Consider the following 12,448-nt stretch of genomic DNA (forward strand, 5'->3'; position numbering starts at 1 on the left):
GAATAAACCATCAGCAAAAAAATAAGGAGCACACTTGCCCCTTATTTTCTTTTACTCTTACAGCCAGCTAATCAGGCAATAATGTTTTTTGCCACGGCGCAATAAGGTATAGCGCCCAAATAGACGATCGCTATCCGTGAACGTGTATTCCGGATCGGATTGTTTCTCACCATTGATAGCCACGGCATTAGAGTTAATCATGGCGCGCGCTTGACCGCGGGACGGAACCAACTCCGCATTGACCAACGCTTGCTGCAAATCAGCATCACGGGTCAGTTCAATGGTCGGCATGCCATCTTGCGCCAACTGAGCAAAGTCAGCTTCTGTCATCTGGTTTAAATCACCGGAGAACAAACTTGCGGTGATACGTTTAGCCGCCGCCAGCCCCTCTTCGCCATGCACCATGCCCGTGACATTTTCTGCCAACACATACTGAGCGCGCGGGGCTTTGCCGCTATTTTTATCTTCTTCTTCCAACGCATTAATCTCTTCCAAACTCATGAAAGTAAAGAACTTCAGGAAGCGATAAACGTCAGCATCTGCGGTATTGATCCAGAACTGGTAGAATTTGTAAGGGCTGGTTTTCTGCGGATCAAGCCATACCGCGCCACCTTCAGTTTTACCGAATTTGGTGCCATCTGCTTTGGTGATCAATGGGACGGTCAGACCATAAACCTGCTGCTGGTGAAGGCGGCGAGTCAAATCGATACCCGAGGTAATGTTACCCCATTGGTCAGAACCCCCAATTTGCAGCGCCACACCGTGCGCTTTATTCAGGCAAGCAAAATCATAAGCTTGCAGCAAATTGTAGGAAAACTCAGTAAATGAAATACCGCTGTCGTCACGATTCAAGCGCTGTTTAACGGCTTCTTTATTAATCATCTGATTAACAGAGAAGTGTTTACCGATATCACGCAGGAAAGTCAGCACATTCATGCCACCAAACCAATCATAGTTGTTGGCGGCAATAGCGCTGTTTTCACCACATTCAAAATCCAGGAATGGTGACACTTGCCGGCGAATTTTCTCCACCCACTCATTCACCGTATCTTCAGTATTCAGTTTACGTTCGCTGGCTTTGAAGCTTGGGTCACCAATCATACCGGTGGCACCACCGACTAAAGCGACCGGGCGATGCCCCGCCAGTTGGAAGCGCTTTAAGCATAACAACGGAACCAGATGACCCAAATGCAAGCTGTCTGCGGTCGGATCAAACCCGCAATACAGTGAAATTGGCCCTTGCGCCAGTCTCTCTGCTAACGCGTCTTCATCCGTAACCTGGGCAACGAGGCCCCGCTCTTGCAATTGTTTAATCAGGTTGCTGCTGGTCATCAACGACTCCATTGTTTTTCACAAAAATTGTTTTTACAAAAATTTGTCTTTTACGAAGGGTGCTAAAGGAAAGGCATAGAATAAAGCGCCCGCCGCACGAGCGCCAGAATTTCATCATTCTCAGGGCGCTAAACGGTCAATTTCCCATGCATTTGCATCCCGTTGATAGATAAAACGGTCATGCAACCGGTGTTCGCCGCCTTGCCAGAATTCGACTGAGTCGAATTTAACGCGGAACCCGCCCCAAAAACTGGGCAGCGGCACATCACCTTGCTGGAATTTTTGCTTTAGCTCGAAAAATTTACTTTCCAGCACCCCTCGGGCAGAAATTCGTGAAGATTGCTGGGATACCCAAGCGCCAATCTGGCTGTCTTTCGGACGGGAACTGAAGTATTTCAACACTTCGAGGGTGGAAAGGCGCTCTGCTTTACCAAGGAAAATGACTTGTCGGTCGAGCATATGCCAGGGGAATAATAAACTGATATGCGGATTTTCAGCTAATTGCTGCGCTTTGCGACTGCCTAAGTTGGTATAAAACACCAAACCCTGATCGTCATAATGCTTCAACAGCACAATCCGCTGATAAGGCTGACCATTCGCATCGACGGTGGCCACGCACATGGCCGTCGGGTCAGGCAAGCGTGCATCACAGGCCTGTTTGAGCCAGCGCTCAAACAACTCCAATGGATTTTCGGTTAAATCGCTACGGCGTAGACCACCGCGAATATATTCACGGCGCGAGTCTGCCACATCAAATTCATTCTTGTCAGTCATGTAAGCTCGATCATGCACAGGAAAGCAGTGATTATTATTCTGCCCTTGCAGCAGCAGAATCACAATCACCTTGAGCCAGCAACAGCCTGATTACTTGATCAAAGTATTTATTTTATCAATACGCAGTCATTGATAATGACTTTTTCGTCACGCTCAACAAAAGCCGTATTCCCTTTCGACCAGAAAGTATAGTGACCATCACTGTATTTGGCACCAGACGCCGCGCGCACTTGTGGCAAGGTCAGTTGTTCACCATCTAAAACAAAGCTGACTTTATCTTGTTTATTGTCTTGCAACACTTTCAGCTTGGTGGTGCCACATTGATAATGCAAGGTTTCGCTCTTCGTGGGTTCTACCAAACTGCACCCCGCCAGCATCAATACGGCCACAGCGCCGAAGATGGTTGTCGTGCCCATTAAATATTTCATTTTGCCGTCCTTATTGCGTGAATAAACCAGCGTAACCTAGGGCAGCTTAACACTGTCATCGTAAGGATACAGGATAGACAGCTCCTAAAATGGTCTCACAACTGGCGCCGGTCACCGAGGGCAAATTGCCCGATTTACCGGATAAAGTTCGGAATGCCAGCCAGGCGAAGGCCAATGCTTCCATATCATCGCCACTGACGCCAAAATCATCGGTGACACACACTTCAGTACCCGGCAGCAAGGTTGACATCCGCGACATGACTAATGGGTTGCGCGCCCCGCCCCCGCAGACCAATAACCGCTCACAGCCTCCGGCTAACTGCACTTGCTCAGCAATAGACAGTGCGGTTAGCTCCGCTAATGTCGCCTGAATATCCTCAGGTTTTATGCCCGGAATTTTAGTCAATTGCTCATCCAACCATCCTGCATTGAAATATTCGCGCCCGGTGCTTTTCGGCGCGGGTTTGGCAAAGTAGGGATCACTGAACATTAGTTTCAGGAGTGGCTGATTAACCCGCCCTGACTGGGCCCAAGCGGCGTCTTTGTCATAAGGTAAGGAGCGATTGCGCCAAATCCAGCTATCCATCAGCATATTCCCAGGCCCGGTATCAAAACCGCGCACCGGCGAATCAGGTAATAGCAGAGATAAATTCGCAATGCCGCCAATGTTCAACACCATCCGCCGCTCAGTGGAATGGGCTAACAATGCATGGTGGAAGGCCGGAACCAGAGGTGCGCCCTGCCCGCCATAGGCCATATCCCGGCGACGAAAGTCCCCGACAGTGGCAATTTTTGTCATGGCAGCAATACGGTTGTTATCACCTAATTGCAGGGTAAAGGCCGGCTCTCCCAGCGGCTCATGCCATACTGTTTGCCCGTGACAGCCAATGGCGGTGATATCTTGCCCCGTCAACCCCTCTTTGGCCAATAGCGCCAACACGGCTTCGGCAAATAACATCCCCAATTGGGCATCGAGCTTACCCACTGCGGATAGTGTGGTCGACTGCCCCTGGCACATGCCAAGAATGTCGTTCTTCAGCTGTAGCGGCATCGGGTGGCAATAACTGGCCTGCTGAGCCACCATGCGCTCATCAATGGCAGCCAGCACGACGTCAACGCCATCCAGACTGGTTCCTGACATAACTCCAATAAAACGGCCTGATTTCATAGCAATGACCTTATTTCCCGTTGAGGGACAAAATAGCAACAAGACTTTACGCCAGCTTAGTCAGAATAATAAAATTAACACCATGAAAAGATATACTTTTTTAAGTGTATACCGCCATAGGGGCATGTCTTAAAGAAGGTTTTCTATTTGCAGGAAGAATCACATAAAAGTTATTGATGCTGACATTTTCGTTTACAGCATGATATTTCTGACTTTAAGAAAGTTAAACCGCCGTTTAATATTGGTTGAGCTATCACCCGCTAAGCTGCGGATCCATTAATGTGGTCGAAAACTTAAACGACCATCAAAAATAAGTTAAGTAGTGAAATAAATACTGGGGTAAGCCATACTTTATGCAAATACTAGGCCGTCAATAGGCTGGATTTGGATATACCAGACATACTGAACCCTAATACGGTTATGCATTTTAATAGGAGTTTTTATGATCAAGCCATTAATCGCCATCGCTATTGCTGCGGTAACTCTAACCGGTTGTGCCAACAACAGCACCTTGTCTGGTGACGTTTTTAGTGCATCACAAGCCAAACAAGTACAGACGGTGACTTACGGCACATTGCTTTCCGTTCGTCCGGTCACCATCCAAGGCGGCGATGACAACAATGTTATGGGCGCTATCGGTGGTGCTGTTCTGGGTGGTTTCCTGGGGAATACTGTGGGTGGCGGTACCGGACGTAGCCTGGCGACCGCAGCGGGCGCAGTGGCCGGTGGTATGGCAGGACAAGGTGTTCAGGGTGCAATGAACCGTACTGACGGCGTGCAACTTGAAGTGCGTAAAGATGATGGCACAACCATTCTGGTGGTTCAGAAACAAGGCCCAACCCGCTTTAGCGTTGGCCAGCGCGTTATGCTCGCCAGCAGTGGTAGCACCGTCACTGTTAGCCCGCGTTAATTAATACCGCATGCGACAATACATCAGTAACAGTGCATTAATAACAGCACACGCGTGATGTCATCGATAAAAGCCAGAGATCATAACGATCTCTGGCTTATTTTTACGGCTAAAAATTTTCTTTCTGCTGTGAATAGAGTCGTAACGCTTTATTTTACTTACTTTGTAATTGAATAATGTTTCTCTCGAGCTTATCAATCAAGCCAGATAATACTTCAACTTCATCTGCTGAGATCCCCCCAAGAATTTCTTTGCGGGTGGAACGTATGACTCCATCAACCTGCTCTATTATCGGTGAAGACTGTTCCGTCAGTTTTATCCTCTTTGCACGCCGATCATTTGCACAAGTATGGCGTGTAATTAGACCTTTCTCCTCCAGTTGATCTAAGGTTCTAACTAATGATGGTTGTTCGATACCAATCGCTTTTGCCAGTTGAATCTGTGATTGCTCAGGTGGTAAACGATTAATGTTATGCAAGGTAACCCAATGCGTTTGGGTCAGTTCCAACGGTTTTAACCGATGGTCGATCAGTGCGCGCCAAACGCGAACTAATCGTGCTAAATCAGATCCTAATGTCGATTCCAATTGCCCCTCCTTTTATTTAGCGTGCTAGCATAACTACCAGAGTCCAGTCTATTTTGAGTAATTAACATTAAAAACACAAATGTATATATACCGTCGATGCTAGGACAATAGCAATAAATACGGAAAATCCTTTAAAAATATTTATGAATTTACTTAAATTACCACTTAAGGATTAACCTTATGTATGTATCAATATTATCCGCAAAGGCACCCTTATCAGATTTGGTATTAGGTGCGTCTATCTATTTCCCACCAATATTCAAGGCAGTTATACTCGGTTTGGTGCTATGGCTATTGATCCATCATGTGCTGCGGAATTGGATCTACTCTGGTGATATCTGGCATCCAATATTAATGGATCTATCCATTTTTGTCATTGCGGTCAGCGTTTCTTTATGGATATTAGCCAGTTGGTAAATTGATATGAATCATCCGTCACTTAAATATTTCTCTTCAGTCATCGTGTTCGCCCTCGCACTCTGTGCCGGTTGGTGGATGTGGAATTATTATATGCAATCACCCTGGACTCGCGATGGTAAAGTCCGGGCAGAATTAGTCAGTATCACACCAGAAGTCTCTGGTCGATTGGTTAAAATATTAGTTCATGATAACCAGTTGGTAAGCTCGGGTAGCTTATTATTTGTGATTGACCCACAACCCTACCAATTGGCTCTGGATAATGCTCAAGCGGCCGTAGTGCGTGCTCAGGCTGAATTAGCTAAAGCCAATCATGAGGCCGAACGTCGCCGAAACTTACCCAAAAACATCATTTCAGGTGAAGATCTTGATATCGCCAACCTAACAGCGGACAGCATGAAAGCGGCCTATCAAGGCGCGTTGGCAAGCCTCGAGCAAGCGAAGTGGAACCTTAGCAAAACTAACATTTATGCCCCAACCAACGGGTACATCACCAACTTGCAAACCCGCGTAGGTGACTATGCCACTACCGGTACGCCATTAGTCGCGCTAATCGATACTGATTCATTCTATGTGATGGGCTATTTCGAAGAAACTAAGCTCAGACACATTAGAGAAGGTAATAAAGCTAATATTGTTTTGTATAATGGAAACATTCCTTTACAGGGAGTGGTGGAAAGTATTGGGCGCGCCATTTATGACCAAAGTGTCGATACTGGCGGTAATTTATTAGTGGATGTGAAACCGAATGTGCCCTGGGTGCGTCTGGCACAGCGAGTTCCGGTGAGGATTAAATTGTTGGATGTCCCGGCTGATGTCACATTGATTGCTGGCACCACCTGCACCATTTCGCTGGTGGATTAAACCATGCGCCTCACTCTCCCCTCATGGCAACAAACGCCTTGGGGCAAGGCTAATGCGGGTCAGTGGCGTTACGCACTGCGTAATTCGCTGGCTATGTGTTTATCCCTATGGATTGCGTTTACGCTGAATTTAGATGAGCCATACTGGGCGATGACCTCCGCAGCGGTGGTCAGTTTCCCGACCATCGGGGGCGTCATCAGCAAGAGTATCGGGCGAGTTATTGGCAGCCTGATTGGTGCTGCGGCATCATTGATAATTGCCGGCCATTGCCTAAATGACCCCTGGCTGTTTACTTTTGTCATTGCCACTTGGATTGGCCTGTGCACATTTGTCTCAAATCACTATCAAAATAACGTTTCCTATGCTTTTGCTTTAGCCGGCTACACCACCGCGATCATCGCTTTCTCTACCGTCAATACCACTGACACACAACAAATCTTTGATATCGCCCAGGCCCGAGTCTGTGAGGTGATTACCGGCATTCTCTGCGGCGGTCTGATGATGATGCTGCTCCCCAGCACTTCAGACGGCGAAGCACTGCTGACATCATTGCGCCGTATGCAATCGCGCTTGCTGGAACACGCAGAATTATTGTGGCAAACCGAACAAACGCCACAAATTCGCACTTCACATGAGGGAGTCATTGGGCAGATCCTCACCATGAATCTGCTGCGTATTCAGGCTTTTTGGAGCCATTACCGCTTACGGCGGCAAAATAATGTATTGAATTTTATTCTGCATCGCCAGCTACGCATCACCAGCGTGATTACCAGTTTGCGCCGCATGCTAGTTAACTGGCCATTGCCGCCAGAGAATCTGCCAGCCGTGCTCGCGCAATTGCTAGCGGCCTTGCAGCAACCGGGCTGTGATAAATACCAGATAGCCAAGATCCTGCAACAAATTGCTCCTCATGATGAGTTTGATTATCGCCATCGGGCTTTTTGGTTAAGATTGCGGCATTTTTGTTGGCTTTATTTGCAGGTGAATCGCTGGCTGGCGCAACTGGATAAAGAACCTGAAATCGGCATGGTGTTACCGCCGCCAGTGACCTCATTGGCGCGCCATACTGATACTTATGAGGCCGCTTATAATGGTCTGAGAACCTTTGTTTGCATTGTTATCGGCTGTGCATTCTGGATACATACTCAGTGGAGCTCAGGCAGTGCCGCGCTGGCATTGGCGGCGGTGAGTTGCGTGCTCTACTCCGCCACTCCCTCACCGACAGAAAGTATTGCCACGCTACTGAAAGCCATTGTTTTGCTCTCTATTAGCTGCTTTATTCTGAAGTTTGGCGTGATGGTGCAACTTGATGATTTTTGGCAATTTGCCGTGCTGTTATTCCCGATTCTAATCACCATGCAAATGATGAAACTTCAGCATCCGACTTATACCGCCCTGTGGGGGCAATTGATTGTTTTTATGGGGTCGTTTCTGAGTGTGACCAACCCGCCCAGCTATGATTACCAAGACTTTCTAAATGATAACCTCGGCAAGCTAGTGGGCGTCATGTTGGCGGGCGTTGCATTTCAGCTACTGCGCCCTAGCTCCGATAAACGCAAAAGTCGGCGAATTATTCGTATGTTACGGCGTGATTTTATCGACCAGCTCAGCAGCCATCCGCAACAAAGCCAGAGTCAGTTTGAATCACTGATATATCACCGCATTAATCAACTCAATCTCAGCAAAGATCAACCGGCGCGCTTGTGGCTGCTCCGCTGGGGCATGGTGCTGCTCAATTGCAGCCATGTGGTGTGGCAGTTGCGTGATTGGCAAACCACTTCAGCCCCTTTATCCGCGGTGCGGGATGTGTGTATTCACTGTCTGAAAGGCTGCATGACCGAAAAAGGTGTTCAGCCCAGTTCACTGCAAGCCACGTTGCAGGAATTACAGCGCATGAATGCAATTCTAGGACAATATCCGGATGCCTCTGGCCGAGAGTTGGCCGGGCTTATCTGGCGATTGTATTGCTCGCTGACTCAACTTCAGTTGGCAGTGCCGGGTGAGGAAAATAGTGCTGGCGAGGAAAATAGTGCTGATGAGAAAGATAAAGTTGCGCCAGCCTGAAGCTCGCTGGCGCAGAGAACTCACTTAAGGCACGTCATAGCCCAGCGCAGCACGGCGAATACGGAACCATTGCTGGCGTGTCATTGTGAGAGAGAGTGACGCCCATGCGGATTTAACCCGCGCTATCTTACCAGAACCAATAATTGGTAATGGCGCCGAAGGCAAACGTAGCACCCAGGCATAAACCACTTGTTCAATACTTTCAGCGTCGATTTCGTCCGCTACTGTCTGTAATTCATTACGCAATGTTTGGAACTCAGGGTCACTAAACAGGCGGCCACCGCCCAAACAAGACCATGCCATGGGCTTAATACGCAACTGTTGGCAAGCATCAAGTGTCCCATCCACAATCGCGGGCTGATGCAGCGGTGAAATCTCTACCTGATTCGTGACCAATGAGAATGGCAGCCGTGATTGCAGTAAACTGAATTGCGCAGGCGAAAAGTTTGAAACGCCAAAATGTTTTACTTTGCCGCTTTGGTGTAACTGAGTGAATGCCTCAGCCACTTCGTCTGCATCCATCAATGGATCTGGGCGATGAATTAGCAACAAATCAAGGTAGTCTGTATGCAGATGCGTCAAAGATTGTTCTGCACTTTCAATGATATGAGAGCGGTCAGTAATATAATGTCCCAAGGCATGCTCTGGCTTAGCTGTGGTGGCAATGCCACATTTACTGACTAACTCCAGTTGGCTGCGTAGGGAGGGTTTAAGACGTAATGCTTGCCCGAATGCCTGTTCGCATTGATAACCGCCGTAAATATCAGCATGATCCGCAGTTGTGATACCCAACTCAATATGTTGCTCGATAAAAGTCAACAATTGCGCCGGAGTCATGTCCCATTCCATCAGCCGCCAATAACCGCAAATCATGCGAGAAAATTCAGGCCCGATCGGAGCCAGTTGACTACGTGTATCCATTATTAGCTACCTCATTTATTTATCTGCCCATAAGCATACACAACCCGCAGAAAGGTTAAATCCTCCCAGGGCAATGAATTGGGGCTGATCAACGAAACCGCCATAATCGCTAAACACTAAGGCAAAATAATGACGCATCAGAATAATGAAGGTTGTTCTGGTAAGGGATCATCCTGTTGTTTGTTAGCCCGCTGCAAACGCAACAGCCGTTGACGACACAACCGCAGGACATCTCGCTTTTGCGGGTCACTCATTTTTATCCAATGAAAGCGCTCATCCCGGCTACGCATACACCCACGACAAAAGCCACGGTCATCTGTTTGGCAGATACCGCGGCACGGGCTGGGGATGTCAAAAAACTCAAGTTGCTGAGCCAAATCGCCTCCTGCTGCTGACATACCTGAAGAACTTGAGATTGCAGCTAACACCCCTGCGGCCCCAAGTACAAGAGGTATACTTTAATTGAAGACTGCTTCACGGCGGGTGACAAGTCTTATTATTCATCATTCCTCACAAGGCACCCTGATGACTAAGGTTATCTTAAGTTTTATTCAGTAGCATTCTGTCAATTAGTAAACTGTAGGGTCTTATTTTCACAATGAATGCTCGATATAAGTTACAGTGTAACGATTTGGTTTTTATTTTAGCCAATGCTCTGTTTTTTACTCTCTTCCAGAATGCGCTGTTTATTGATAAAGCTTGGTCGCTCATTCACTTTGACAGCAGTGACAGTTATTTCTTTGCCGCCACTATACCGGTGGTCATTTTCTGCGCTCTTAATATTATTTTCAGCCTGTTGGCCGTACCCGTGTTACGCAAGCCCATTATTATTCTGTTTCTGCTCGGAGGGGCCGTCAGCAACTATTTTATGTTCAGTTATGGTGCCGTTATCGACGCCAATATGCTGCAAAATGCTTTTGAAACCAATGCGCAAGAAGCTACCGCCCTTTTCACACTGCGCATGGCTTTGTGGCTGCTAATGTTAGGTATCTTCCCCGCCACTCTTGTCTGCTTGGTGCGCATCAACGCAACGCGCCCTTGGTGGTATATGCTGGGGCTGCGAGCTGCCAATATCCTGCTATCAACCGTCATTATCATGCTTGTCGCAACACTGTTTTATAAAGATTACGCCTCGCTTATCCGTAATAATAAAAGCATCGTTAAGATGCTCACACCGAGTAATTTTGTCAGCGGCAGTGTCCAGTTCGCCAAACATAAGTATTTCGCCAGTAATATGGCGCTAGTGACAATAGGCGAAGATGCCCATAAAGGCCCTTTAATTAGCGGGCAACAAAAGAAAACCTTGGTCATTTTAGTGGTGGGTGAAACTGCCAGAGCAGAGAGTTTTTCCTTGGGCGGCTATGGCCGAGAAACTAATCCACGCTTGCAAAAACAAGGTGTTATCTATTTCAAAAACGCATCGTCATGCGGGACTGAAACTGCGGTTTCGGTACCCTGCATGTTCTCCAATATGTCACGTAAAAATTATGATGCCACACTGGCCAGCCACCAGCAGGGCTTGATGGATATTCTGGCTCGCGCCGGGTTAAATTTGTTGTGGCGCGAAAATGACGGCGGCTGTAAAGGTGCTTGCGACCGCATTCCCCATCAAGACGTCACCCAGTTACAACTCACTACCGATTGTGAGAATGGTGTCTGTTTGGATAACGCATTGCTCTACAAGTTAGATAATTATATCAATGGAATACAAGACGATAGCGTGATTGTACTGCACCAAATGGGCAGTCATGGCCCAGCCTATTACCGCCGCTCAACACCCGAGATCCGTCAGTTTTCGCCAACCTGTGATAGCAACCAAATTCAGGATTGTACCTCCCAGGAGTTGGTGAATACCTACGACAATTCCATTCTTTATACTGATGCGATGCTAGACAGCACCGTTAAATTGCTGCAACAACATCATGATAAATTTAACACCGCGCTGGTCTATCTCTCTGACCACGGCGAGTCATTGGGTGAGAATGGCCTGTATTTACACGGAACGCCCTATATGTTCGCCCCCAGCCAGCAAACACACATACCTTTATTGATGTGGTTATCTCCTGAATATACAAAAAACTATGGCATTAATCGCCAGTGTTTATCAGATAGCGCCCAACACGATGAAGTTTCACAAGACAATCTCTTCCACACCCTCCTGGGGATGATGAATATTCAAACTACTGAATATCAGCCTGGAATGGATTTACTACAGAAATGCCGGAGTTAAGATTAATCGGTAAAATGCCCCAATAAATAGCCAAACTTAGTGCCAGTTTCTCCTCTGCTGGCATTTTTTTCTTGACCTAGACCAATCGGTCTATTAGTCTTTTAAGCATGAACAAAATACAGCACGCACATGTAGACACCCGTGAACATCTGTTAGCAACCGGTGAGAGCCTCAGCCTACGCCTCGGCTTTAATGGTATGGGTCTCAGTCAGTTGCTCACCACTGCGGGTATCCCGAAAGGGTCGTTTTATCACTATTTCCGCTCGAAAGAAGTATTTGGTGAGGCGATGCTACAGCGCTATTTTGATCGCTATGATGCTGCAATGGAAAACCTATTGACAGGTTCACAAGGTGATAAACGTCACCATCTGCTGCACTATTTTGCTCAATCTATTGCTAACTATTGTGGCAGTGAATGTCACAATGCTTGTCTGGCGGTTAAACTATCAGCCGAAGTGAGTGATTTATCCGAACCTATGCGCCACGCGCTAGATATTGGCACCTCTCGCGTCATTGGTCGATTGCAAGATGCTATCGAAGCCGGTGTTGAAGAAGGCTCTTTGCGTATCATGCTGTCCCCTGCTGCGACTGCAGAAACGCTCTATGCCTTATGGCTCGGCGCGTCACTGCGAGCCAAGGTGAAACGCTCCGTTACGCCGCTGACCTGTGCGCTAGAAAGTATCGAACTGATTTTACAACCAGCCCAATAATCCAATGATCCTGAGTTTACTATTTTTTATTTTCAGGATTTATC

General features: G+C 47.4%; 13 protein-coding genes. 6 read left to right on the plus strand and 7 right to left on the minus strand.

All coding sequences use genetic code 11. From position 1 onward, the window contains the following. Positions 1–57: 57 nt before the first annotated feature. From tyrS to anmK, 4 genes are all read right to left on the minus strand, one after another. Positions 58–1,332, minus strand: coding sequence for a tyrosine--tRNA ligase (gene tyrS / locus DXZ79_RS10975; protein WP_050291684.1), 1,275 nt, complete (start codon positions 1,330–1,332; stop codon positions 58–60). 120 nt (positions 1,333–1,452) lie between these two features. After that, positions 1,453–2,106 carry a pyridoxamine 5'-phosphate oxidase gene (gene pdxH / locus DXZ79_RS10980; protein WP_050291723.1) on the minus strand — a complete coding sequence of 218 codons (654 nt, stop codon included), beginning with the start codon at positions 2,104–2,106 and terminating at the stop codon, positions 1,453–1,455. Positions 2,107–2,213: 107 nt separating this feature from the next. Beyond that, the gene (locus DXZ79_RS10985) at positions 2,214–2,534 is read right to left on the minus strand and encodes an MliC family protein (RefSeq protein WP_038632679.1); all 321 of its coding nucleotides are present in this window, start codon (positions 2,532–2,534) and stop codon (positions 2,214–2,216) included. A gap of 55 nt (positions 2,535–2,589) precedes the next feature. Then, complete coding sequence (anmK, locus tag DXZ79_RS10990) at positions 2,590–3,702, minus strand: anhydro-N-acetylmuramic acid kinase (protein ID WP_120011273.1); 1,113 nt, start codon at positions 3,700–3,702, stop codon at positions 2,590–2,592. 442 nt (positions 3,703–4,144) lie between these two features. Here anmK and DXZ79_RS10995 point away from each other — a divergent pair, with 442 nt between their 5' ends. After that, positions 4,145–4,612: an outer membrane lipoprotein gene (locus DXZ79_RS10995; RefSeq protein WP_038632675.1), complete on the plus strand. Its 468-nt coding sequence runs from the start codon at positions 4,145–4,147 to the stop codon at positions 4,610–4,612. Between the two features lie 154 nt (positions 4,613–4,766). On the opposite strand, the gene rovA is transcribed toward DXZ79_RS10995, so the two are convergent. After that, entirely contained in the window at positions 4,767–5,198 is a 432-nt protein-coding gene (gene rovA, locus DXZ79_RS11000) for a virulence master transcriptional regulator RovA (protein ID WP_038632673.1), read from the minus strand. A gap of 180 nt (positions 5,199–5,378) precedes the next feature. Here rovA and DXZ79_RS11005 point away from each other — a divergent pair, with 180 nt between their 5' ends. From DXZ79_RS11005 to DXZ79_RS11015, 3 genes are read left to right on the plus strand one after another with little or no spacing between them, the layout of a single operon-like run. Further along, positions 5,379–5,615 (plus strand): DUF1656 domain-containing protein, encoded by a 237-nt coding sequence (locus DXZ79_RS11005; RefSeq protein WP_032819688.1) that lies wholly within the window; start codon positions 5,379–5,381, stop codon positions 5,613–5,615. Positions 5,616–5,621: 6 nt separating this feature from the next. Further along, on the plus strand, positions 5,622–6,479 hold the full coding sequence (locus tag DXZ79_RS11010; protein ID WP_038632670.1) for an efflux RND transporter periplasmic adaptor subunit: 858 nt from the start codon (positions 5,622–5,624) through the stop codon (positions 6,477–6,479). Between the two features lie 3 nt (positions 6,480–6,482). Continuing rightward, positions 6,483–8,543 (plus strand): FUSC family protein, encoded by a 2,061-nt coding sequence (locus tag DXZ79_RS11015; protein ID WP_120011274.1) that lies wholly within the window; start codon positions 6,483–6,485, stop codon positions 8,541–8,543. A gap of 24 nt (positions 8,544–8,567) precedes the next feature. On the opposite strand, the gene DXZ79_RS11020 is transcribed toward DXZ79_RS11015, so the two are convergent. Both DXZ79_RS11020 and DXZ79_RS11025 read right to left on the minus strand, forming a co-directional pair. Further along, entirely contained in the window at positions 8,568–9,464 is an 897-nt protein-coding gene (locus DXZ79_RS11020) for an aldo/keto reductase (RefSeq protein ID WP_120011275.1), read from the minus strand. A 137-nt stretch (positions 9,465–9,601) separates the two neighbouring features. Continuing rightward, the gene (locus tag DXZ79_RS11025) at positions 9,602–9,841 is read right to left on the minus strand and encodes a DUF1289 domain-containing protein (protein WP_038639486.1); all 240 of its coding nucleotides are present in this window, start codon (positions 9,839–9,841) and stop codon (positions 9,602–9,604) included. A gap of 221 nt (positions 9,842–10,062) precedes the next feature. Here DXZ79_RS11025 and eptA point away from each other — a divergent pair, with 221 nt between their 5' ends. Beyond that, positions 10,063–11,694 (plus strand): phosphoethanolamine transferase EptA, encoded by a 1,632-nt coding sequence (gene eptA / locus DXZ79_RS11030; RefSeq protein WP_120011276.1) that lies wholly within the window; start codon positions 10,063–10,065, stop codon positions 11,692–11,694. A 107-nt stretch (positions 11,695–11,801) separates the two neighbouring features. Further along, positions 11,802–12,404 (plus strand): TetR/AcrR family transcriptional regulator, encoded by a 603-nt coding sequence (locus DXZ79_RS11035; RefSeq protein WP_038632661.1) that lies wholly within the window; start codon positions 11,802–11,804, stop codon positions 12,402–12,404. Positions 12,405–12,448 lie beyond the last annotated feature (44 nt).

Source organism: Yersinia rochesterensis (assembly GCF_003600645.1).
In the GTDB taxonomy this organism is placed as follows: domain Bacteria; phylum Pseudomonadota; class Gammaproteobacteria; order Enterobacterales; family Enterobacteriaceae; genus Yersinia; species Yersinia rochesterensis.

Excerpts from the sequence above, each read along its gene's own strand:
- DXZ79_RS11015 (WP_120011274.1), top strand. The coding sequence starts at position 6,483 with ATGCGCCTCACTCTCCCCTCATGGCAACAAACGCCTTGGGGCAAGGCT.
- pdxH (WP_050291723.1), bottom strand. The coding sequence starts at position 2,106 with ATGACTGACAAGAATGAATTTGATGTGGCAGACTCGCGCCGTGAATAT.
- DXZ79_RS11010 (WP_038632670.1), top strand. The coding sequence starts at position 5,622 with ATGAATCATCCGTCACTTAAATATTTCTCTTCAGTCATCGTGTTCGCC.
- tyrS (WP_050291684.1), bottom strand. The coding sequence starts at position 1,332 with ATGACCAGCAGCAACCTGATTAAACAATTGCAAGAGCGGGGCCTCGTT.
- eptA (WP_120011276.1), top strand. The coding sequence starts at position 10,063 with ATGAATGCTCGATATAAGTTACAGTGTAACGATTTGGTTTTTATTTTA.
- DXZ79_RS10985 (WP_038632679.1), bottom strand. The coding sequence starts at position 2,534 with ATGAAATATTTAATGGGCACGACAACCATCTTCGGCGCTGTGGCCGTA.
- anmK (WP_120011273.1), bottom strand. The coding sequence starts at position 3,702 with ATGAAATCAGGCCGTTTTATTGGAGTTATGTCAGGAACCAGTCTGGAT.
- DXZ79_RS11005 (WP_032819688.1), top strand. The coding sequence starts at position 5,379 with ATGTATGTATCAATATTATCCGCAAAGGCACCCTTATCAGATTTGGTA.
- DXZ79_RS11020 (WP_120011275.1), bottom strand. The coding sequence starts at position 9,464 with ATGGATACACGTAGTCAACTGGCTCCGATCGGGCCTGAATTTTCTCGC.
- DXZ79_RS11035 (WP_038632661.1), top strand. The coding sequence starts at position 11,802 with ATGAACAAAATACAGCACGCACATGTAGACACCCGTGAACATCTGTTA.
- DXZ79_RS10995 (WP_038632675.1), top strand. The coding sequence starts at position 4,145 with ATGATCAAGCCATTAATCGCCATCGCTATTGCTGCGGTAACTCTAACC.